The sequence below is a fragment of the Hephaestia caeni genome (assembly GCF_003550065.1).
In the GTDB taxonomy this organism is placed as follows: domain Bacteria; phylum Pseudomonadota; class Alphaproteobacteria; order Sphingomonadales; family Sphingomonadaceae; genus Sphingomonas; species Sphingomonas caeni_A.
In genome coordinates this window covers 1,047,114-1,068,704 of the sequence record NZ_QXDC01000003.1, presented here as the reverse complement: position 1 = coordinate 1,068,704, position 21,591 = coordinate 1,047,114, and the positions used below count along the sequence as shown (strand labels likewise).

The following is a 21,591-nucleotide window of genomic DNA, read 5'->3' as shown; positions in this document are numbered from 1 at the left end:
CATGTGGGGCGGGCGCTTCGCCGAAGGCCCGGCCGCGGTGATGCGCGAGATAAACGCCTCGATCCCCTTCGACAAGCGGCTGTGGCGCGAGGACATCGCCGGATCGAAGGCGCACGTCACGATGCTGGCGGCGCAGGGCGTGGTATCGGCCGAGGATGCCGAGGCGATCCGCGGCGGGCTCGACGCGATCGCGGTCGAATACGAAGCACAGGGCGTGCCCGAGGATCTCACCCTCGAAGACATCCATATGGTCACCGAATCGCGGCTGGCCGAAAAGATCGGCGCGGCGGCGGGGCGGCTCCACACCGCGCGCTCGCGCAACGATCAGGTCGCGACCGATTTCAAATTGTGGACGCGCGCCGCGATCGACGAGGTGTTGGCTGCACTCGGCACGCTTCAGGACGCGCTGATCGCGCGCGCCGAAGACCATGCCGATAGCGTGATGCCCGGCTTCACCCACCTGCAGAGCGCGCAGCCGGTGACGCTGGGCCACCATCTGATGGCGTATCACGCGATGATCGCGCGCGACCGCAGCCGCTTCGCCGATGCGCGCGCGCGCGCCAACGAATGCCCGCTGGGCGCCGCCGCGCTTGCCGGAACGGGCTTCCCGATCGACCGCGAGGCAACCGCCGCCGCGCTCGGTTTCGACCGACCGACGGCGAATTCGCTCGATTCGGTATCGGACCGCGATTTCGCGCTCGACTATCTGATGGCGGCGACGCAGGTGAGCCTGCATCTGTCGCGGCTCGCCGAGGAATTCATCATCTGGGCGTCGCAGCCGTTCGGCTTCGTGTCGCTATCGGACCAATGGTCGACCGGCTCGTCGATCATGCCGCAGAAGCGCAATCCCGACGCCGCCGAACTGGTGCGCGGCCATGCCGGGCGGATCGCGGGGTGCATGACCGCGCTGGTGATGACGATGAAGGGGCTGCCGCTCGCCTATTCGAAGGATATGCAGGACGACAAGCCGCCGGTGTTCGAGGCGCACGACCTGCTCGGGCTGTCGATCGCGGCGATGACCGGGATGGTCGAGAGCGCGACTTTTCGCAACGATCGGATGCGCGCGCTGGCCGAATCGGGGTTCGCGACCGCGACCGACCTTGCCGACTGGCTGGTACGCGAGGCCGGCGTGCCGTTCCGCGAGGCGCACCACATCACCGGGCGCGCGGTCAAGGCGGCCGAGGATGCGGGCGTGCGGCTCGACGAACTGCCGCTCGACACGCTGACTGCGATCGACGCGCGGATCGATGCGCGCGTGTTCGACGTTCTGTCGGTCGATGCGTCGGTGGCGAGCCGGACGAGCCTGGGCGGCACCGCGCCGGTGCGCGTGCGCGAGGCGATCGCCGCGGCGCGCGCGCGGCGTGACGAGGAGATGGGCCGATGAAACCGGTGATCCTGATCGCCGCGATCGCGCTGACGGGCTGCGGCTCGTCGGCGGGGCTCAAGCCCGCCGACGGCGCCCCCCTGCCCGTCGCGCCCTACGGTGAGGACGCGCGGCCCGCCGCCAGCGAACTGCTCACCCCGCCGCCCCAGACCCGCCCGCGCCGCGACGACGAACTCCTCAAGGATTCGCACGAGCGCGCGCCCGACCCCTTCGACCTGCCGCCCGAGAACTGATGGACCATTTCACGCTGATCGACGGCGCGCTCCACGCCGAACAGGTGCCGCTTGCGCGCATCGCCGACGAGGTGGGCTCGCCCGTCTACGTCTATTCGGCCGCGACCTTTCGCCGCCACGCGCGCGTCTTTCGCGACGCATTGCTGCCGCTCGGGCGGGTGCATCTGGCCTATGCGATCAAGGCCAATCCCAATGTCGCCGTGCTGCGGCTGCTTGCCGATGAGGGCTATGGCGCCGATGTCGTCTCGGGCGGGGAAATGGCGCGCGCGTTGGCGGCTGGCATGCCCGTGAGCGAGATCGTCTTTTCGGGCGTCGGCAAGACCCGCGACGAGCTGGCGCGCGGGCTCGACGCCGGAATCGGCCAGTTCAACCTCGAACTTGAGGAAGAAGGCCGCGTCCTCGCCGAGATCGCGGCGGCAAAGGGGATGACCGCGCACGCCGTGCTGCGCGTCAACCCCGATGTCGATGCGGGCACCCATGCCAAGATCTCCACGGGCCGCAAGGAGAACAAGTTCGGCGTGCCGATCGACCGCGCGCCGGCGATGTTCGATCGGCTGGCGAGGCTTCCCGGGCTCGATCTGCGCGGTGTGGCGATCCATATCGGCAGCCAGCTCGGCGATCTCGCGCCGCTCGAGGCCGCTTATGCGCGGATCGGCGAGTTGGTGGCCGCGCTGCGCGCGGCGGGCCACACGATCAGCCGGGTCGATCTCGGCGGCGGGCTGGGCGTGCCCTACAAGCAGGGCGATGTGATGCCGAGCCCCGCCGAATACGGCGCGATGATCGCAAGGGCGACCAAGGGCTGGGACGTCGAACTGATGTTCGAGCCCGGCCGCGTGATCGCGGGCAATGCCGGGGTGCTGCTGACGCGCGTGATCTGGGTCAAGCCCGGAGTCACCCATCCCTATGTCATCGTCGATGCGGCGATGAACGACCTCGCGCGGCCCGCGCTCTACGACGCCTGGCACGATTTCGCGGCAGTCCACCCGACCGGCGAGACGATGGTCGCCAATATCGCGGGGCCGGTATGCGAGACCGGCGATACCTTCGCGATGGGCCGCACGATCGACAAGGTCGCCTCGGGCGATCTCGCGATCTTCCGCACCGCGGGCGCCTATGGCGCGACGATGGCCTCGACGTACAACAGCCGCGCCTTGGTGCCCGAGGTACTGGTCGACGGCGACCGCTTCGCCGTGGTCGCCGATCGCATCGCCGCCGAGACGATCCTCGCCGCCGAGCGCGTGCCCGAGTGGCTCACGCGGTGAGCCTCCACAGCCTGCCGTTGTTCGTCAGGCTGGCAGGCAAGCCGGTGATCCTGCTCGGCAGCGGCGCGGCGGCCGAGGCCAAGCGGCGGCTGCTCGACCGGGCGGGGGCGATTGTGGTCGAGGATCATGCCGACGCCCGCCTCGCGATCGTCGCGATCGAGAACGAGGATGACGCGCGCGCCGCGGTCGATCGGCTGCGCGCGCGCGGCGTGCTGGTCAATGCGGTCGACCGGCCCGATTGGTGCGATATCACCATGCCCGCGATCGTCGAGCGCGATCCGGTGCTGATCGCGATCGGCACCGGCGGCGCCTCGGCGGGGCTGGCGGGAGCGCTGCGCCAGCGGCTCGAAGCGATGCTGCCCACCGCGCTGGGCGGGCTCGCGCGCGCGCTGTTCGCCGCGCGCGAGGCGTTGCGCACCCGCTATCCCGATGACGGCGCGCGACGGCGCGCGTTGGGCGCGGCGCTGGCCGAAGGCGGGGCGCTCGATCCGATGGCGGCGGACGGGAACGCCGTGCCGCGGTGGCTCGACGCCGATGCCGCGATCCTTGCGCGCCGCGAAACGATCCGCCTGCGCTCGGCCGATCCCGACGATCTGACGCTGCGCGAGGTGCGGTGGCTGGGGCAGGCCGACCGCGTCTATCACCACGCGCGCGTGCCCGCCGCGATCCTCGATCGCGCACGCGCCGATGCGGCAAGGATTTGCGGCCCCGCGCCGGCCGCGCCACAACCGGGGCTGACCGTGGTGCTCGAAATGGACCTGCCGGAGACCCTGCCATGACCGGATTCGCCTATCGCGTCGTCAAGGGCGCGGCCGGGAAGATCGCACCCGAGGCCGCGCTCACCGCCGACGGCGATCTGGTCTGGGTCCATCTTTCGACCAACAATATCGAGGCGCAGGACTGGCTCGGCGAGAAGGCCGGGCTCGCCGATTATATCGTCGATGCGCTGACCGCGACCGAAAGCCGGCCGCGCTGCGAGGCGGTGGGCACGGGCGCGTTCATCAACCTGCGCGGCAACGTCGCCGACAAGGCCGCGCTTCCCGATGCGCTGGCGTCGGTCCGTATCTGGGCGTCGGGGCCGCGCGTGTTTTCGGCGATGCGCAAGCCGCTGACCGCGCTCGACGCGGTCGTCGACGCGATCGACGCGGGCGAGATCGGCGATCCCGGCGATCTGATCGCCAAATTCGCCGCGACGATCACCGAAGAACTCGATCCCGAGGTCGCCGACCTGGGCGACGAACTCGATGATTGCGAAGCCGATCTCGACGCCGACCAGGTGTTCGAGCTGCGCCGCACGGTGACGCATGTGCGCGTCGAGGCGATCCGCTATCGCCGGTTCCTGTCGCCGCAGCGCGCCGCGCTGGAAAAGCTGGCCGCGCTACCGGTCGACTGGCTCCATGACGACGATCGGCTCCACCTCGCCGCCGCTGCCGATCGCGCCGCGCGGATGGCCGAGGAACTCGACAGCATCCGCGAACGCGCCGCGCTGATGCACGAGGCGCTCACCGATCTGCGCGCCGAACAGATCGACAGCCGATCGCTGCTGATCTCGATCGTCGCGCTGGTGTTCCTGCCCGTCACCTTCATCACCGGGCTCTACGGGATGAACGTCGAAAACTTGCCTTATGCCAAGGAGCCCTGGGCGTTCGACGCGATCTTCGGCATATGCGCCGCGATCGCCGCAGGCGTGATCATCTATTTCCTGCAACGGCACTGGTTTCGGAGGTGACTCTGGTTGCACGCAAGTGGATCAAATACTCACCGAGAGCCGTGCATTGAGCGCGGCGACCGATTGGGTAAGCCGGCGGCATTCCTCGCGGCGTTCGGCAAGCTCGGTACGCGCTTCGCCCAGCTCGATCGCGCGCGTCGCGATGCGGGCGTCGAGCATCGCGTTCGAGCGCTTGAGTTCGGCGATGCGCTGGGCGCGATCGATCGTGCGCTCGATCCGCGCGGCGAGCAGATCGACCGCGACCGGCTTGGCGAGGAGATCGTCGGCGCCCGTCGCCAGCGCCTCGACCGCCGCGGCGGCGTCGTTATGGCCGGTCAGCATGATCACCGGCAAATCCGCGGTTTCGCGGCTGGCGCGAATTTCGGCGAGGACGTGAAGCCCGGTCAGCCCCGGCATCACCATATCGAGCAGGACGAGATCGACCCCGCGCGCCGCGAGCAGATCGAGTGCTTCGCCGCCGTCGCCGCATTGCACGACGAGGAAGCCGCGCCGCGACAATTGCTCGCCGAGCATCTCCAGCGTCGCGCGGCTGTCGTCGACCGCCAGCACGGTGCGAACCGGCCGTTGGCGCATGCGCGGTGCGTCGATATCGTCGAATCGATCCATCCAGCCCCTTCCCCAGGTGCGCGACTATGCCGCGCGATCGTCACGATTCGGTAAACCGGCGCGCAACCATATCGGCGGAAGCCTCTCCCCGACGAAGGTCGGGGTCCAGTTACGACCGGTCCGATGCTGGACCCCGGCCTTCGCCGGGGAGGTGCCTCGCGGTGTGGGAGACACAAGCGTGTCTGTGCCCGGCGCTTGCGAGTCGGGCAATGTCGGTGGCAGGATCGCGCGTATGGATGTCGACGCGATCGTGATCGGCGGCGGGCATAACGGGCTGGTGTGCGCGTGGTATCTGGCGCGCGGCGGCAAGCGCGTGCTCGTGCTCGAACGGCGTGGCGTAGTGGGCGGCGCGGCGGTGACCGAGGAATTCGTGCCCGGATTCCGTAATTCGACCGCGAGCTATACTTTGGGGCTGCTCGATCCGCGCATCATTGCAGACATGAACCTCCATGCGCATGGCCTCAGCATCGTCGAGCGGCCTTATGCGAATTTCCTGCCCACCGACGACGGCCGCTACCTGCTGATGGGCGGTGACCAGAGCCGCGCGGCGATCGCGCGCTTTTCGGAAGGCGACGCCGCGGCACTGCCCGATTATGAGCGGCGGCTCGACGCGGTCGCGCGCGTGCTGCGGATGCTCGCCGATCGCGCGCCGCCCGATGTCGGCGGGGGGCCGGGCGACGTCGCGCGCGCGATCAATCAGGCGTGGCGGCTGCTGCGGCTGCCGATCGAGGCCAAGCGCGACGCGCTCGATCTGTTCACGCGTTCGGCGCGCGAGGTGCTCGACGGGTTCTTCGAAAGCGACCCGATCAAGGCCGTGTTGGGTTTCGACGCGGTGGTCGGCAATTATGCCAGCCCCGACACGCCCGGCAGCGCCTATGTGCTGCTCCACCATGTGTTCGGCGAGGTGAACGGCAAGGCCGGGCAATGGGGCCATGCGATCGGCGGGATGGGCGCGGTGACGCAGGCGATGGCGCGCGCGTGCGAGGGCGCCGGCGTCACGATCCGCACCGACGCACCGGTCGCGCGCGTGCTGGCGACGGGCAAGCGCGCCGACGGAGTCGAACTGGCCGACGGCAGCCGGATCGGGGCGCGGATCATCGTCTCGAACGTCCACCCCAAGGCGCTGCTGCTCTACATGGTGCCGCCCGATACGCTCGACGCCGGGCTGCGCGCGCGAATGGCGCGGCACGCCAACGGATCGGGGACGTTCCGGATCAACGTCGCGCTCTCGGCACTGCCGCGTTTCGCGGTGCTGTCCGAGCCGGGCGACCACCTCAAAAGCGGGATCATCCTCGCGCCCAGCCTCGATTACATGGATCGCGCCTTCACCGACGCGCGCGCGCACGGCTGGTCGCGCCGCCCGATCGTCGAGATGCTGATCCCGAGCCTCGTCGACGACAGCCTTGCGCCACCCGGCCAGCATGTCGCGAGCCTGTTCTGCCAGCATTTCGACCCCGCGATCACCGGGGGCTGGGACATGCATCGCGATGCCGCGGTGGCGACGATCTTCGATACGGTGGAGGCCGCCGCGCCGGGCTTCCGGCAATCGGTGATCGGCCACCTCGCGCTGGCGCCCGACGATCTCGAAGCGCGCTTCGGGCTGGTCGGCGGCGACATCTTCCACGGCCGGATGTCGCTCGACCAATTGTGGAGCGCGCGGCCGATGCTGGGGATGGCGGGTTATCGCATGCCGCTGGCGGGGCTGTGGCTGTGCGGATCGGGCGCGCACCCCGGCGGCGGGGTGAGCGGTCGCCCGGGCCGCAACGCCGCACGCACGATACTGCGAGGGCGGTAGGCGGAATTAAATTTTCCGTTCGCCCTGAGCTTGTCGAAGGGCCGTTCCGCTTCCTTCTGCCGCCGAATAGGAAAAACGGTGCTTCGACAAGCTCAGCACGAACGGAAAAGGGCTGAACGCCTCACCCCCCGCGTACCTGCCGCCAGGCTTCGGCGATTTCCTCGATATTGTCGGCGACCTCGACAAACGGCGCGGGATCGTGGCCGAGGCTGGCGTTGATCACCGTCTGGCGCGCGCCCTGATAGAGCCGCGCAAGCGTTTTCGAGACCTCGCCGCCGCGTTCGAAATCGAGCCCCGATTCGAGCGCGAACAGGATCGCGATCGATCGCGTCGCCTTTTCGCTGCGCACGCGCAACTGGCGGTGTTCGGCCGCCCAGGCGGTAACCCGCAGCGCGCGCACGAGTTCCTCGTAGAGCACTTGCACCAACGCGTGCGGATCGGCCTCGCCCGTGCGGCCGGCGGCGTCGATCTGACGATAGGTCGCCTCGGGGTCGCGCCCGATCCTGCTCGCATACGCCCCCATGCGCGTCAGTCCTTCTTGTTCCAGGCCGCGATCTGCGCCTCGAGGAAGGTCTGGGTCGATTTATACGCCGCGACGCGCGCGTCCATGCTCGCGAATTGCCGGGTCAGCCGCGTCGTCATCGCCTCGGCCTGATCCTCGATCCGTGTCTGCTGGTCGGCGATCGCGCCGAGCGCCTTGTCATAGGTGGCCTGGCTCGCGACGAGGCCGTATTTCTTGTCGGCCGCCGCCTTGGCGATCGCGTCGAGCGCGGCGGGAAGCCCGTCGCCGGTCGCCGCACTCCCCTTCGCGAACATCGCCTCGATCGCATCGGGCGTCGCCGCCAGCGCGCGCGACAGCTTGGTCGAATCGACGCTGAGCGTGCCGTCGCGATTGGTAGTGACGCCGATCTCGGCCAGCGTCGCCGGCACGCCGGCGGCCCCGCCCGAGGTCAGCGGCGTCAGCGTCAGCGCCGCGAGCGACGTCTTGAGCGTGCGCGCCGCGCCATCGCGGGCGAGCGTGCCCGATATCGGGTTGGTGTCTTCCTTCAACAGCGCGAGCATGTGATTGTAGGTATCGACGAAGTCGGTCACGACCTGTTCGAGGCTCGCGATCGGGCGCGTGCTGCCGATCGTCACCGGCGTGCCCGGCGATGCGGCGAGCAGATCGATCTTCACCCCCTCGATCAGATCGTCGACGCTGTTGGTGCTGCGGGTCACGGCGATGCCGTCGAGCACCACCACCGCGTCTTGCGCGGCGGTGCCGATCGTCGTGCCCGTCGCCCCGACACCGACATTGAGCGCGGCGAGCGCGGGGTCCGAGCCGGCGCTCGCGGTCAGCGTGAACGCCTGTTCGGCACCGGTCGCGCTCTTGAGCATCAGCCGCGCACCGCCTGAATCGGTGACGATCGTCGCGGTGACGCCCGCCTTGGCGGCGTTGATCGCGCTCGCGATGCCGTCGAGGCTGGCATGATCGGCGTCGATCGCGATATCGATCGGGGTGCCGCTGCCCGCGGTGAAGCCCGTCATCGCCCCACCGGCGACGGTCGCGGTGCCGAAGGTCAGCGTGAAGCTGCCGGTGCCGATCGTCGCGGTGCGATCGGCGACCACGGCGGTGGCGCTGGTCTGCGCGATGGCAAGCTTCTGGACCTCGATCGAGGCCGACAGGCCGGCGAGCTTGGCGCCCGACAGCGCGCTGACCGAAAGGACGCTGGCGTTCGAGCTGGTCGGCTGGGTCGACAGCGAACCGCTGCCGACGAGCGTCTTGAGCGAGGAAGAGAAGGTCTGGATACCGCTGAGCAGCGCGGCGGCATCCGAAATCTGCGTGGAGAGCGCGTCGCTTCGCGCCGAGAGCTGGTCGCGCTTGACCGCATATTGCGCCGCCACCAGCGACGAGACGAGATTGGGCGTATCGATCCCCGAACCGCTGTTGAGCGAGGTCAGGATCTGCGATGTGGCCGAGGCCGTCGGATCGGTCGAACTGGTCGTGGTCATCCGCAAGCCCCTTGTCGCGCTATCCCAAAGAGCGACCGCGCGGCGGAAATATTTAGGGTTGTTTGGCTTATTCGGGCGGCGGCACCGGCCCGCTCCCTAACCAAGCGACACGCCGTTTTCGTCGAACCGCGCGCCCGGCGGCACGGTGACCACAGGCGGCGTGCCACCGGCCTGGAGGTTGAGGTTGAAGACGAACGCCAGCACGGTCGCGATTGCCATGTAGAGATCGTCGCGGATCTCCTGGTTTTCCTGGCTGGTGTAGTAAAGCGCGCGCGCCAGTGCCGGATATTCGAGCACCGGCACCCCCGCCTCGCCCGCGACCTCGCGGATCGCGAGCGCGGTGACGCCGCGTCCCTTGGCGACCACGACAGGCACCTGATCGGTCGCGCGCTCGTAGCGCAGCGCGACCGAGAAATGGGTCGGGTTGGTGAGCACGACGTGCGCGCCCGCCACCGCCTGTTTGACCGAGCGTTTCGCCATCTGGCGCTGGCGCGCGCGCATCGCGCCCTTGGCCTCGGGCGAGCCTTCGCTTTCCTTGTGCTCGTCCTTCACTTCCTGCTTGCTCATCCGAAGCTTGCCGAGCAGGCGGACGATCTGGATCGGCACGTCGATCGCGGCGATCAGCGCCAGCCCGGCGGCCATCGCGAACATGATCCCGATCAGCGTCGAGCCGAGCGTGGCGACCGCGCCGTTGACGTCGGTGCCCGCCATGCCGATCGAGCGATGCCCGGCGGCGAGCAGCATATACGCCCCGATTCCCGCCAGCAGCGCAACCTTGAGCAGCGACTTACCCAGCTCGATCCACCCCTGCGGCCCCAGGATGCGCTTGAGTCCCGACAACGGATTGACGCGCGAGGCCTTGGGTGCCCACAGCCCGGCGTTGAACTGGAACGCGCCGAGCCCGGCCTGGCTGGCGATCCCCGCCAGGATCGTGATCGCGAACAGGGTGCCGAGCGACGGTGCGAGTTTCCACCCCGCCTCGGCGAGCGGCCGGAACGGCTCGAAATCCTCGACGTCGCCGCGCCCGAACTGGAAGCTCGCCGCCATCACCGCCTTGCACGCGTCGAGCAGCGCGCCCCCGAAGAACATCATCCAGCCGCATCCCGCGAGCACCACCAATGCCGTCGCGAATTCGCGCGACTTGAGGATATTGCCTTCCTTGGCCGAATCGCGCTTGCGCTTGGGTGTCGGGGCTTCCGTCTTTTCGCCGAACTCCTCCGCCATCAGCCGAACACCAGATTCTGCGCGGCGCGAAGCCCTTCGTCGACGATGATGATCATGTAATCGCCCATCGCGGGGAAGGCGATCGCGAGCGCGATCACGCCGACGCCGAGGCTCATCGGCAGCCCGATCGCAAACAGGTTGAGCGCGGGCGCCGAGCGCGACAGCATCCCGACGATGAGGTTGAGGCACAGCAGCAGGAAGCCGACCGGCAGCGCCAGCAGGAACCCCGCCGCAAAGGCGTAGCTGCCGAAAAAGGCGATGTCCCGGAACCGCTCGGGCGCCATCCACGCCGCACCGGGCGGCATCGCATCATAGCTTTTGACGAGCATGTCGACGAGCACGAGGTGGCCGTTGACCGACAGGAACAGCAAGGTCAGCATCGTCGACAGGAAATTGCTCAGCGCCGCGCTCGACCGCCCGGTCTGCGGATCGATCATCGAGGCGAAGCCGATCCCCATCGAATTGCCGATGATCTCGCCTGCGACAAGCGGCGCGGCGAAGGCGATCTGGAGAATGAAGCCGATCGCGAGCCCGACCAGCGCCTCGCCGGCGATCGACAGGAAGGTGGCGAGCGCGAACACCTCCGTCGGCGGCGTCACCGGATGCGTGCCGAGCACGAGCACCCCGATCGCCCCCGACAAAGCGACGCGGACCGGCAGCGGAATCGAGACCGCGCCAAACACGGGTGCGGCGATGAACGCCGCGCCGATCCGCACCATGACGAAGATCAGCGCCCAGAGCTGCGGCTCGATCGCAAGGCCGAAGCCGAGCATTTATCCCTCTCCCTTTGGGAGAGGGAAGGAGCGGCGAAGCCGCGGGAGGGTGAGGGCGAAAAGCGAACGGCGACCACCCTCATCCTCCCACTCGGCTGCGCCGAGCGGGCCCCTCCCTCTCCCAAGGGGAGAGGGTGCAATCACTGCACCAGATCCGGGATGCGATCGTAGATTCCGAGCGTGAAATCGCTCAGCAGCCCCATGATCAGGCTGCCGAAGATCAGCACCGACACCGCGGTGACGATCAGCTTGGGAATGAACGACAAGGTCTGTTCGTTGATCGAGGTCGCCGCCTGGATCATGCCGATGATCAGCCCGGCGAGCAGGATCGGGATCAGGATCGGCGCGGCGGCGAGCGCGAGCACCCACATCGCCTCATGCGCGACCGTCAGGAAATAATCGGCGTCCATCGTATCGCGGCTCAGGTCATGAACGAATTGGCGAGGCTGCCCATCGTCAGCGCCCAGCCATCGACGAGGACGAACAGCAGCAGCTTGAACGGCAGCGAGATGATCGTCGGCGACAGCATCATCATGCCCAGACTCATCAGCACCGTCGCGACGACGAGATCGATGACGATGAAGGGCAGGAAGATGAGGAAGCCGATCTGGAACGCGGTCTTGAGTTCGCTGGTGACGAACGCGGGCAGCGCGACCGACCACGGCACATCGGCGGGGGTCGCATAGGGGCCGGATTTGGCCATCTGCGCGAACATCGTCACGTCCTTGGTGCGCGTCTGCTTCATCATGAAATCATGCAGCGGCGCGCCCGCGGCCTTGATCATCTCGGTCGCGCCGATCTTGCCGGCGGAATAGGGTTCGATCGCGGTCGTGTTCATCTGGCTGATCACCGGCGACATCACGAAGAAGGAGAGGAACAGCGCCAGCCCGATCAGCACCTGGTTGGGCGGCGTCTGCTGGAGCCCGAGCGCCTGGCGCAGGATCGCGAGCACGATGATGATCCGCGTGAAGCTGGTCATCATCAGCACGATACCCGGCAGCACCGTGAGCAGCCCCATGATGATGAGGATTTGCAGGCTGAGCGCCATCGGCGCGTCGCCCTGCCCCGCGTTCGAGGCGCTGCCGAGATCGCCGAGCGCGCGATCGATAGCATCACCAACGCCGGGCGTGGCGGGCGCCTGTGCCACCGGGGCGGTGGGCGTGCTTTGCGCGAAGGCAGGCGCAGCGATGACCGCGACCAGCGCAAACGCGAGCACGATCAGGACGAGCCGGCCGAGCGAGAGCCCGCCGCCGCGCACCTCACGGGCTGCGCGCGGCTGGCTGAACAGCACCGGCGCATCGGCGCGCAGGCGGCGGATCACGGGCTGGCTCACTGATTGCCCCGATCGATCAGGGTGACGCCGCCGCGCCCGACCGATACGAGCAGCTTGCGCCCTTCGAATTCGAGCACCGCGAGCTTGAGCCCCGGCGAGATCATCATCGTTTCCTTGACCGCGAGCAGGCGGTTGGCGGGCTGGCCCGGCATCCGCGCCTCCAGCCGGCGCCATAAATAGAGGCAGCCGATCATCAGCCCGCACACCAGCGGCAGCAGCACGACGAGCTTGAGGATGTAGGACCACATCATCGGTCGGTTACGCCTTGCCGCGCTTTTCAGGCGAGACGAGTTCGGTCATCCGCACGCCGAAGCGCTCGCCCACCGTCACCACCTCGCCGCGCCCGATCAGCGTGCCGTTGACGAACACGTCGAGCAGTTCGTTGGCTTGGCGGTCGAGTTCGATCACGCTCGATTCGCCGAGCGCGAGCAATTCGCGCAGCGTGAGCTGGGTCGACCCGATCTCGACCGTCAGCTTGACGTCGACATCCTGAAGCAGCTTGAAATTGGCGGCGATCGCGCCGTCGGCGGGGATACCGCCGGTCATGTCGTTCATCGGAAATCTTCCTCGTTGATTCGAACGATCGAATTGAGCCGGATCGCGGCGCGGCCGTTGGAGGTGCCGACGGTGCCGGCGCCGAACCGGTCGGTGCCGATCATCACCGGTACTTCGGGGCCGAAGCTGATCGGGATGACGTCGCCTTCCTTCAGCTCCATCAGCCGCGCGAGCGAGATGACGGGCTCGGCGAGCACCGAGCGGACCGGGAATTGCACCGCCATTACCGCGCGGGTGATTCCATTGCGCCATTCGGGCTCGGGCTCGGCACTCTTGGTGTGGACCTTGCCGGTGAGCGATAGCGTGTGCGGCTTCAGCGCGGCGACCGGATAGACGAGATCAAGCCGGCGATGCTCGCCGTCGCCCGCGGCGATGCCGAAGCGGGTGACGACCATCGCGTCGTCGGCGTCGAGATCGGCGAGCATCGAGGCGTTGACCTCGACATTGCCCGCCTCGAAACCGAGCCGCACCAGCGGTTCCCAGGCGACCGTGAGCGGTGCCGCGAGCTGGCGCGCGACACGCGCCGCCATCATCTCGGCGGTCGCCGAAAATTCGTTGGGGATCGCGGCCGGCGCTACCCCGGGGCCGCCGAAGAACCGGTCGAGCATCTCGAGCACGAACCCGGCATCGAGCACTGCGAGCGCGCGGCCGGTGCCGGGCGTTATCTTGAGCGGCACCCACGCCGTCAGCCCCTCGGGGCGCTCGGCGCGGTAATCGGCGAAGCGCTGGACGACGAGCGGTTCGGCCCAGACGCGCGTTTCGGCGCGCAGCAGCGGCTCGAACACGCCGCGCAGCGACCGCGCCAGCCGCGCCGACAGATGCTGCATCGTGTGCAGATCGCCGAACGGATTGAGGTTGGCGACGCCCAGCGCGGACGACGGCTCCGCGCTATCGCGGGGGCGTTCGCGCCGATCGGCCTTGGCCGTGGTTGCTGGCTCGTTAACCATGTCTCACTGAACAACGAAATTGGTAAAGTAGACGTTACCAATCCCCCCGAAGCCCTCTTTTTGTTTGAGCACATTGTTGATCGAGGCGACGATCTTGGTCTGGAGGTGCTTCTTGCCCTCGGAGCTGAAGACATCGTCCTCGGTCGCGTCGCCGAGCGTCATCAGCACCGCCGAACGCACCGCAATCTCGTGCGTGCGCAGATTCTCGATCACGCGGTCGTCGTAATGCGTGCCGACCGCGATCCCGACCTGGACGTAATGCGCGCTGTCGCGGAGGTTCGAGGTGAACTCCTTGTCCATCGCATAATAGGTCGAGGCATATTTGTCTCCGCCGACGCCCAGCGGGGTCGATTCGCCCGAACCGCTTGAACTCGATTCGCCGTGGCCCTCGCCTTCGCCCGGCGCCGGCGCGCGCTTTTCCTCCGCCTTGGGCACCAGCCGCGGACCGTTCTCGACCGCGGCCGCACCGCCACCACCACCGATCAATCCCGACGAGGCCGCGTACAGCCCCGCACCGACCCCACCGCCGACGAGCGCGACCAACGCCACGGTCATCATCAGCACCTTCTTCAATCCGCCCTTCTTCTTGGGCGCGGTCGCATTGCTATCGTCGCTCATCGTTCAATCCTTGGTTCAGGCCAGGCGGCCGGTTTGGAGGACATCCTCGTCGTGCTCGGCACGCATCGGACGGGAAGGCAGCGGCGCCCGCGAGGCGCCGGGCTGGTGTGACTGGTTGGGCTGGCCGTGGCCGCCCGCGCCGGCATCGACCGACGACTGGCCGAGCCGGAGCCCGCGCTGCTGGGCCAGCTCGGCGAGCCGGGGCTGCGCCTCGGCCAGCATCGCGCGGGTCGCGGCGACATCGGCGGTGAAGCTGACGTGCATCGTGTCGCCGTCCTTGCGCATCGTCACGTCGATCTTGCCGAGCGCATCGGGCATCAGCTTGATCCGCGTGTCGGCGGCGTTGGCCATGTCGCGCACCGTCTCGATCCGGTCGATCAATTGGCGCGTCCAATCATCGCGCCGCATGTCGAGCGGGGTGCGATGCAGCGCCGGTGCCTGTGCGGCAGGGCCGGCGACAGGCGCGGCCGCGTGGCTCGCAACGGTCGGGATCGACGGTTCGGCGGCATCGATGACCGCCCTGCGCAACCCAACCGGGCGCGGCGCGGCCGACGCCGCGACGAGGGGAATCGCCCCCGCAGCCGGCGCGAGCGGCGGTGCCTGCGTTATGCCGATCACATCACCGGGCGCGCGCGCCGATCCGCGGACCACCGATGGTGCGGCGGAATCGGCCCTGATGGCGGGTGCGGGCCGCGCGCTGTCGGTTGCGACCGCGCGCGCAAATACGTTCTTCGCGCCATCGATCGGCGTCGAGACGATCGCATCACCGATCGCGCGAGCGGGCGGCGGCTCGGGTGCGCCGGCGGACACAGGCGCCGGCGCGACGATAGCAGGCGCGGGAGTCTGCGGCCGCTCGATCGCGATCGGCGACGACAGAGTCGCGGCGATCGGCGCGGCGAAGCGCGGCGGCCGGGTCGGCGCCTTCCCGGCAGGCGGTGGCGCCACGCCATCGAGCGCTGCGGCAATCGTCGACAGGACGACGAGCGGTGACGCGGAATCGACGGCAGCGGGCTGGCCGGGTGCATCGATCGCAACACGAGCGTCATCGGTAACCTCGTGAGCCTCGGAATCGGTAACGTGAGCGGGCATCGTGTCGATTGCGGCCGGCACCACGTCGGGCAGCGACACTTCCGCTCCCGGAACTCCAGTCTCCGGTTCCCCGGTCGACACGGCAGCCAATCCGGCATCGATCGACGCATGATCGGCCGCGATCGGCGCAGGGGGGGCGGAAACACCGTCGGCAACGGGCGACATCAGCGCGGCCGTGCCGGGAATCGGCAGCGGCAAGGCGGCGATCGCCTCCTTGCGGGTTTGCGCCCGCTTGCCGGGCGACGTGGGCGGCGTGGCGGCATCGCTCGTCATCGGCGGCGCGATCGCCTCGCGCTCAACGGTGAGCGCCGGCGCGACAGCAGGTGTCGGCAGTGCTTCGGGAAGGGTCGGCGGCGTCGCCTCCTCCACGCGGACGGCATCGACAGGGGCTGCGACCGGCGGCGCGGCCGGTGCCGGCAGAACGGGGAAATGCGGCCCTTCAGCCGGGTGCGGCACGGCCTCAGCCGAGACCGTCTCGTCAACAAGCGTTCCGGTTTCCGGTGCGGCGTCGATCGCGCCCGCCGCCACGACAACGGCCGGCAAATCCTTGCCGGGCATGGCAGCGATCTGCCGATCGGCCGGCGCGACCGGCGGCGCGACGACAGCGCCCGGCGCCCCGAGCAACCCCGCCAATGCCGCCGCGAAATCGCCCGGCGGCACGGGCGTCGTCGTGCTCCCGGGCACACGAAGCGCGGTCGGCGGCAGGGTTGGCGACAAGGAAAGCATGGATGATTCGTTCCGTCCGGGCTGATACCGGATCGGACCTCAGCAAGGATCGTGCCGAATCTTTCGTAGCGGCGGCGCCTCCTCGAGCGCGCGGATCGCTTTGAGCGCGGCGTGCGCATCGTCGCGCGCGATCAGCTTCTCGATCGCGCTCTGGTCGCGCTTGGCCTGTTTGCGCGCTTCGCCGGCGCGTTCGAGCACCGCCTTCGCGGCGCGCAGCCGTTCGTCGGCGGCGGCGGCGGATTGATGCAGCCGGTCCCGAAAATGCGCCGCGGCGACGAACGATAAGGCCGTCGCGGCCTCGGCTTCAGCAGGAGCGACGCCTTCGGAAAGTTGCGCGATGCGGCTGCGCAGCGTCGCCTCGCTGTCGACCTTGGCCTGCGCCCGCGCCTCGTCGGCACGCGACAGGCCAAGCTGGAGCGTGCGCACACGCAGGATTCGGTCGAGTTTACGCGGCGGGGTCATTGTTTGGTTGCGGCACCGGCCCGCTCCCTACCCGAAAACCCACCTCAACCATCGCCGAACACGCCGGTCAGCTCGGCGACCGACGCCTCCAGCGGCACGACCTCGTCGGCGTCCTGGCGGATATAGTCCATCACGGCCGGGTGGCACGCCATCGCGGCGTCGATCGCCGGATCGGCGCCCGCGCGATACGCGCCCATCAGCACCAGATCGCGATTTTCCTCATAGGTCGCGAGATGCCGGCGCAGCACGCGCGCGGCGTGCACGTGATCACGCGCGGCGATATCGGTCATCACGCGGCTGACCGAGGGGCCGAGGTCGATCGCGGGATAGACGCCGCGTTCGGCGAGCTGACGCGACAGCACGATATGCCCGTCGAGGATCGAGCGTGCCGAATCGACCACCGGATCGTTGCCGTCGTCGCCATCGGCGAGCACCGTGTAGATCGCGGTGATCGAGCCGCCCGACGATACCGAGGTGCCCGCGCGTTCGATCAGATTGGGCAGCATCGCGATCGCGCTGGGCGGATAGCCGCGCGCGCTCGCCGGTTCACCCAGCGCCAGCCCGATCTCGCGCCCGGCGTGCGCCACGCGGGTCAGCGAATCCATGATGAGGAGCACCTTCTTGCCCTCGGCGCGGAACGCCTCGGCGATCGCAGTCGCCCGCAGCGCGCCGCGGATGCGCAGCACCGGTGAGTGGTTGGCGGGCACCGCCACCACCACCGACCGCTGCCGCGCCGCGCCGGCGACCTTGGTTTCGAGGAAGTCGGCGACCTCGCGCGAGCGCTCGCCGATCAGCCCGATCACGACGACATCGGCCTCGGCCGCGCGCACGATCATCCCGAGCAGCACCGATTTGCCCACCCCCGAGCCGGCCATGATGCCGACGCGCTGGCCCTGGCCGATGGTGAGCAACCCGTTGATCGCGCGCACGCCGACGTCGAGCGATTCGAGCACGCGGCCGCGATCGAGCGGGTTCTGGAGCTTGCCCGCGAGCGGCCAGCGGGTCGCGCCGCGGATCGGCCCTAATCCGTCGATTGGCTTGCCCGCGCCGTCGACGACGCGGCCAAGCAGCGCCGCCCCGACTTCCGCCTCGCCCGGAGGCCCGAGCGGGCGCACCGGCGATTTGGGCAGCAGCGGCGCGGGACCGCCGAGATTCATCAGCAGCGTGCGGCCGTTGCGGAAACCGATCACCTCGGCCTCGACGCGGCTCGCGCCGTTGTCGCCGCCGACCGCGCACACCGTGCCGACCGGAAGCTGCAAACCCACCGCTTCCATCAGCAGCCCGTCGAACGAGGCGAGCCGCCCCGATACCTTGGGCCGCGGCGCGAAATCGGCGCTGCCGATCGTCGCGAGATAATCTTCGGCAAAAACGTTCAGCACAGCGGCGGCACCGCGATCCGATCGATCACCTGGCCGAGCTGTTCGAGCCACAGATCGGGGCCGTCCTCGACGATGGTCGATGCCGATTCGAGCACGAAGGCGCCGCGCTGGACACCATCATCGCCCGCGGCGAACACATTCTTGGGCAGTTTGCCGTCGAGCAGCGCGACATCGGCCGGGTTGACCCGGAGCAGCGCCGATTCGGCGGCGTCGGCGAGCATGTCGGTGGCCGCCTCGATCCGCCGTGCGAGCAGCGCGCCATCGATCTCGGCCTCGCCGACGAGGCGGCGTACGAGTAGCAGCACCGTCTGCCGGAGCTGCGCCGCCATCCGCTCGCGATCGTAGCGCTCGCCATTCCCGAGCGCGGCCGCGATACCCTCGATCAGCGCGCGATCGCGCAGCCCCGCCTCGGCTGCCTCGGCGAGCGCGGCGGTCTTGCCTTCGGCATGGCCGGCGGCATGCGCGGCGGCGACCGGATCGACGAAGCCCGCGCGATCCTGCTGGTTGGGGTCGGGATCGAACGGATCCCAGCCCTCGGTGGGGTTGGCGTCTGGATCGGCGGGCGCGAAATGCCTGGGCGTCGCATCACCGGTCTCCTGCGGCGCGAAGCCGACCGGGCCTTTGGCCTTGTTCCGGCCGCCCGCCCGCTGCTTGATGTCCGACGGCGCAAAATCGCGCTCGCGCGGCGCGAAGGCCTGCGCCAGGATATGGGCGGCAAGCTCGTGACGCGAGGCGAAACCGGCGGTGAAATCGGGCTGGACGGCCGCCCGGCGCGCGTCAGACATAATCGTCCTCGCCCCCGCCGAGCATGATCGTGCCGTCCTTGGCGAGCGCGCGCGCGATCTGGATCATCGTCTTCTGCGCGTCGAGCACCTCGGTGAGCCGCATCGGGCCGCGCGCTTCCATCTCGTCGCGGATGCCGTCCGCCGCGCGCTGCGACATGCAGCCGAGGAAGCGGTTGCGCACGCTCTCGTCGACACCCTTGAGCGCCTTGGTGAGCACGTCGCCGTCGACGTTGCGGATGAAGGTGCCAAGATTCTTGTCGTCCATTTCGAGCAGATTCTCGAACACGAACATCGCTTCCTCGATCGCCTTGGCGGTCTCACGATCGATCTTGGCGAGTTTGGGCATGACGCGTTCGCCGGTCGCCTTGCGCGCGCTCGACATGATCTTCGCCGCCTCGCGCGTGCCGCCGAGGACGAAGCCCGCCGGCTGCTGGCGCGTGCTGGGCCGAACCGCGAGCAGCGCGTTGAGCATCTCGACCGCCTCGGGCGTGATCGGCCCCAGCCGCGCGATGCGGTGCATGATGTCGGGCTGCATACCGTCGGGCAGCAGTTCGAGCACCTTGGCGCCGACCGCCGGATCGAGATTGGCGATGAGCAGCGCTGCGACCTGCGGATGCTCCTTCTCGACGATGCTCGCGACATCGCCGGGTTCGAGCCAGTCGAGCAGGTCGATCTGGCAGGCATCCTGCGTCGGGATGATGCGCGCGAGCACATTCTCCGCCTTTTCGGGGCCGAGCGCGCGGGTCATCATCGTTTCGATCTGCGGGCGCGGATCGAAACCGATCGCGGTCCGCTCGCGCGCCTTGGCGACGAAATCGTCGAGCACGGTCTCGACCTCGTCCTCGCGCACGTCGGCGACCGCGAACATCGCGCTGCCGAGCTTGCGGACTTCTTCGGGTTCGAGCTTCTGGAGGATCGCCGCGGCTTCCTCCTCGCCGACAAGCATCATCAGCACTGCGGCGCGTTCGACGCCCGAATAATTGCGTAGCGCGGTTTCCATCACTCAGCGTCCGCCTTGATCATGTCGCGCACCGCAAGCGCCGCGCGGGTGGGATTGTCACGCGTGAAGCCGCGCACGAGGCCGACGCGATCGTCATAGCCGCGGCTGCTTTCGAGCATGTCGATGCTCACCTCGCCGCCGTGCGCGCCACCGTCACCGCCGCCCTGCGGGCTGCCGATCGGGCGGCCGAGCGCGGCGCGCACGCCGGCTTCCTCGCGCTTCTTGAGCAGCGCCTTGGAGAGCGGGCGAACGCCGAGGATCAGCACCAGCAGCGCGATCAGGATCGCGGTGACGTTGCGCGCCACCATCGGCAGCCATCCGGCCTCGTACCAGGGCTGGCCCGCGTCGCTTTCGGCGGCGTCGGCAAAGCTGCGGCTGATCACGGTGACCTGATCGCTGCGGCTGGCGTCATAGCCCACCGCGGCCTTCACGAGCTGTTCGATCTGCGCGATCTCGGCCTTGCCGCGCGGCTTGCCGTCGGGCTGGCGCAGCAGCACCGCGACCGACAGCCGCTTGATCTCGCCGGGCGCCTGGCGCGTCACCGAGACCTGCTTGCCGAGCGCGTAATCGCGCGAATAATTGTCGCTCGCCTTCATCGCGTCGGGCATCGGCCCGGCCGGAGTCGTTCCCGCGGCGGTTGCCGTCGGCGCGGGCGTAGCAGCAGCGGGTGCGGCCGCCGGCGGCGGCGCTGCGGCGGCGATCGTGCTTGCGGGCGGCGGCGTGTTGGAAAGCGCGCCGGGGATGCCGCCGGCGGGCGCGGTATCGCTGCCCTTGGTGGTCCAATTGCCCTGTTCGGCACGCAGCGCGCCGTCGTTATAGCTTTCGCTCGAGGCCTGGGTTTCGTCGAGATTGACCTCGGCCTGGACCTCGGTCGAGAAATTGTCCGCGCCGACGAGCGGGGTCAGCAACTGCGCGAGCTGCTGGCGGTATTTGTCCTCGACGCGTTGCTGGAAGGCGATCCGTTCGTTGCCCGCGGCGGTCGATGACCCGCTGCCGTCATGTTTGGTGAGCAAGGCCCCCATCTGGTCGACGACGGTCACCGCATCAGGCGTCATCCCGGGCACCGACGAGGCGACGAGGTTGACGACCGAGCGCACCTGCGCGTCCGACAAGGCGCGGCCGGGCTGGAGCTTGAGGATCACCGAGGCCGACGGCGCCGCCTGATCCCGCACGAACACCGAATGTTCGGGCATGGCGAGGTGGACGCGCGCCTCGGCAACGGCGTCGATCTCCTCGATCGATTGCGCCATTTCCGATTCGCGCGCCTGGCGCAGCCGCTCGCCTTCGACCGCGCGGCTGACCCCCATCGGCAGATTGTCGAGGATGGCATAGCCGCCTGGCGCCGACTTGGGCAGATCCTGGCTCGCGAGCAGCATCCGCGCGCGGCTGTAATCGTCGTTGGCGACGGTGACCGCGCCGGTGCCGTTGTCGATATGGTTGTCGATATTGGCCTGATCGAGCGCCTGGACGACCGCGGCCTTGTCCGCATCGGGAAGCCCCGAGAACAAGGTGCGCTGCGGCGGCGTCGACAGCATCATCCAGGCGAGCCCAGCGGCGGCGATCAGCCCTATCATCAGGATCAGCGGCAGGCTGCGCTTGACCGCGGGCTGCGCGATCAGCGAACCGATCTGCTTCAGCGGATTGGCGAAACGCTCCGGCAAGGCGGGCGCGACGGCGGGAGTGACGGCTGTGGTCATGG

The 21,591-nt window shown here is 68.9% G+C and carries 23 protein-coding genes; 6 read left to right on the top strand and 17 right to left on the bottom strand.

Annotated elements, in window-relative coordinates:
- Position 1: 1 nt before the first annotated feature.
- The 5 genes from argH to DFR49_RS13645 are packed head-to-tail and all read left to right on the top strand — an operon-like array spanning position 2 to position 4,608.
- Positions 2–1,384: an argininosuccinate lyase gene (gene argH, locus DFR49_RS13665; protein WP_119036178.1), complete on the top strand. Its 1,383-nt coding sequence runs from the start codon at positions 2–4 to the stop codon at positions 1,382–1,384.
- A complete protein-coding gene (locus tag DFR49_RS13660) occupies positions 1,381–1,617 on the top strand; it encodes a hypothetical protein (RefSeq protein ID WP_119036177.1) in 237 nt (78 codons plus the stop codon). Before argH ends, DFR49_RS13660 begins: the two co-directional genes overlap by 4 nt.
- A complete protein-coding gene (gene lysA / locus DFR49_RS13655; RefSeq protein WP_119036176.1) occupies positions 1,617–2,879 on the top strand; it encodes a diaminopimelate decarboxylase in 1,263 nt (420 codons plus the stop codon). Before DFR49_RS13660 ends, lysA begins: the two co-directional genes overlap by 1 nt.
- Positions 2,876–3,658, top strand: coding sequence for a precorrin-2 dehydrogenase/sirohydrochlorin ferrochelatase family protein (locus DFR49_RS13650; RefSeq protein ID WP_119036175.1), 783 nt, complete (start codon positions 2,876–2,878; stop codon positions 3,656–3,658). The genes lysA and DFR49_RS13650 overlap by 4 nt, the downstream gene beginning before the upstream one ends.
- A complete protein-coding gene (locus DFR49_RS13645; RefSeq protein ID WP_119036174.1) occupies positions 3,655–4,608 on the top strand; it encodes a CorA family divalent cation transporter in 954 nt (317 codons plus the stop codon). The genes DFR49_RS13650 and DFR49_RS13645 overlap by 4 nt, the downstream gene beginning before the upstream one ends.
- Positions 4,609–4,629: 21 nt before the next feature.
- Here the strand turns inward: DFR49_RS13645 and DFR49_RS13640 are convergent, their stop codons facing one another.
- Positions 4,630–5,214, bottom strand: a complete 585-nt coding sequence (locus tag DFR49_RS13640; RefSeq protein WP_245968493.1) for a response regulator — start codon at positions 5,212–5,214, stop codon at positions 4,630–4,632.
- Between the two features lie 232 nt (positions 5,215–5,446).
- On the opposite strand from DFR49_RS13640, the gene DFR49_RS13635 reads away from it, so the two are divergent.
- On the top strand, positions 5,447–7,009 hold the full coding sequence (locus DFR49_RS13635; protein ID WP_119036173.1) for a phytoene desaturase family protein: 1,563 nt from the start codon (positions 5,447–5,449) through the stop codon (positions 7,007–7,009).
- A 121-nt stretch (positions 7,010–7,130) separates the two neighbouring features.
- Here the strand turns inward: DFR49_RS13635 and DFR49_RS13630 are convergent, their stop codons facing one another.
- The 16 genes from DFR49_RS13630 to fliF all read right to left on the bottom strand — a co-directional run bounded on the left by DFR49_RS13630 (position 7,131) and on the right by fliF (position 21,589).
- Positions 7,131–7,532 (bottom strand): flagellar export chaperone FliS, encoded by a 402-nt coding sequence (locus tag DFR49_RS13630; RefSeq protein WP_119036172.1) that lies wholly within the window; start codon positions 7,530–7,532, stop codon positions 7,131–7,133.
- Positions 7,533–7,537: 5 nt separating this feature from the next.
- Positions 7,538–9,001 (bottom strand): flagellar filament capping protein FliD, encoded by a 1,464-nt coding sequence (gene fliD / locus DFR49_RS13625; RefSeq protein ID WP_119036171.1) that lies wholly within the window; start codon positions 8,999–9,001, stop codon positions 7,538–7,540.
- Between the two features lie 96 nt (positions 9,002–9,097).
- Positions 9,098–10,225 (bottom strand): EscU/YscU/HrcU family type III secretion system export apparatus switch protein, encoded by a 1,128-nt coding sequence (locus DFR49_RS13620; protein ID WP_119036170.1) that lies wholly within the window; start codon positions 10,223–10,225, stop codon positions 9,098–9,100.
- The gene (fliR, locus tag DFR49_RS13615) at positions 10,225–10,998 is read right to left on the bottom strand and encodes a flagellar biosynthetic protein FliR (protein WP_119036169.1); all 774 of its coding nucleotides are present in this window, start codon (positions 10,996–10,998) and stop codon (positions 10,225–10,227) included. Before fliR ends, DFR49_RS13620 begins: the two co-directional genes overlap by 1 nt.
- Positions 10,999–11,138: 140 nt before the next feature.
- Complete coding sequence (locus DFR49_RS13610; RefSeq protein WP_119036168.1) at positions 11,139–11,408, bottom strand: flagellar biosynthetic protein FliQ; 270 nt, start codon at positions 11,406–11,408, stop codon at positions 11,139–11,141.
- 11 nt (positions 11,409–11,419) lie between these two features.
- On the bottom strand, positions 11,420–12,331 hold the full coding sequence (gene fliP, locus DFR49_RS13605; RefSeq protein ID WP_425454946.1) for a flagellar type III secretion system pore protein FliP: 912 nt from the start codon (positions 12,329–12,331) through the stop codon (positions 11,420–11,422).
- The gene (locus DFR49_RS13600; protein WP_119036167.1) at positions 12,328–12,582 is read right to left on the bottom strand and encodes a flagellar biosynthetic protein FliO; all 255 of its coding nucleotides are present in this window, start codon (positions 12,580–12,582) and stop codon (positions 12,328–12,330) included. The genes fliP and DFR49_RS13600 overlap by 4 nt, the downstream gene beginning before the upstream one ends.
- A 7-nt stretch (positions 12,583–12,589) precedes the next feature.
- Entirely contained in the window at positions 12,590–12,886 is a 297-nt protein-coding gene (gene fliN / locus DFR49_RS13595) for a flagellar motor switch protein FliN (protein ID WP_119036166.1), read from the bottom strand.
- Positions 12,883–13,833, bottom strand: coding sequence for a flagellar motor switch protein FliM (locus DFR49_RS13590; RefSeq protein ID WP_119036165.1), 951 nt, complete (start codon positions 13,831–13,833; stop codon positions 12,883–12,885). The genes fliN and DFR49_RS13590 overlap by 4 nt, the downstream gene beginning before the upstream one ends.
- 3 nt (positions 13,834–13,836) lie before the next feature.
- Positions 13,837–14,451: a flagellar basal body-associated FliL family protein gene (locus tag DFR49_RS13585; RefSeq protein ID WP_119036164.1), complete on the bottom strand. Its 615-nt coding sequence runs from the start codon at positions 14,449–14,451 to the stop codon at positions 13,837–13,839.
- Positions 14,452–14,466: 15 nt separating this feature from the next.
- The gene (locus tag DFR49_RS13580) at positions 14,467–16,266 is read right to left on the bottom strand and encodes a flagellar hook-length control protein FliK (RefSeq protein WP_119036163.1); all 1,800 of its coding nucleotides are present in this window, start codon (positions 16,264–16,266) and stop codon (positions 14,467–14,469) included.
- Positions 16,267–16,305: 39 nt separating this feature from the next.
- The gene (locus DFR49_RS13575; RefSeq protein WP_119036162.1) at positions 16,306–16,728 is read right to left on the bottom strand and encodes a hypothetical protein; all 423 of its coding nucleotides are present in this window, start codon (positions 16,726–16,728) and stop codon (positions 16,306–16,308) included.
- Between the two features lie 44 nt (positions 16,729–16,772).
- On the bottom strand, positions 16,773–18,107 hold the full coding sequence (locus tag DFR49_RS13570; protein ID WP_119036161.1) for a FliI/YscN family ATPase: 1,335 nt from the start codon (positions 18,105–18,107) through the stop codon (positions 16,773–16,775).
- Positions 18,101–18,892, bottom strand: coding sequence for a FliH/SctL family protein (locus DFR49_RS13565; protein WP_119036160.1), 792 nt, complete (start codon positions 18,890–18,892; stop codon positions 18,101–18,103). Before DFR49_RS13565 ends, DFR49_RS13570 begins: the two co-directional genes overlap by 7 nt.
- Positions 18,885–19,892, bottom strand: a complete 1,008-nt coding sequence (gene fliG, locus DFR49_RS13560) for a flagellar motor switch protein FliG (protein WP_119036159.1) — start codon at positions 19,890–19,892, stop codon at positions 18,885–18,887. Before fliG ends, DFR49_RS13565 begins: the two co-directional genes overlap by 8 nt.
- Positions 19,892–21,589: a flagellar basal-body MS-ring/collar protein FliF gene (gene fliF, locus DFR49_RS13555; protein WP_119036158.1), complete on the bottom strand. Its 1,698-nt coding sequence runs from the start codon at positions 21,587–21,589 to the stop codon at positions 19,892–19,894. Before fliF ends, fliG begins: the two co-directional genes overlap by 1 nt.
- Positions 21,590–21,591: the final 2 nt, after the last annotated feature.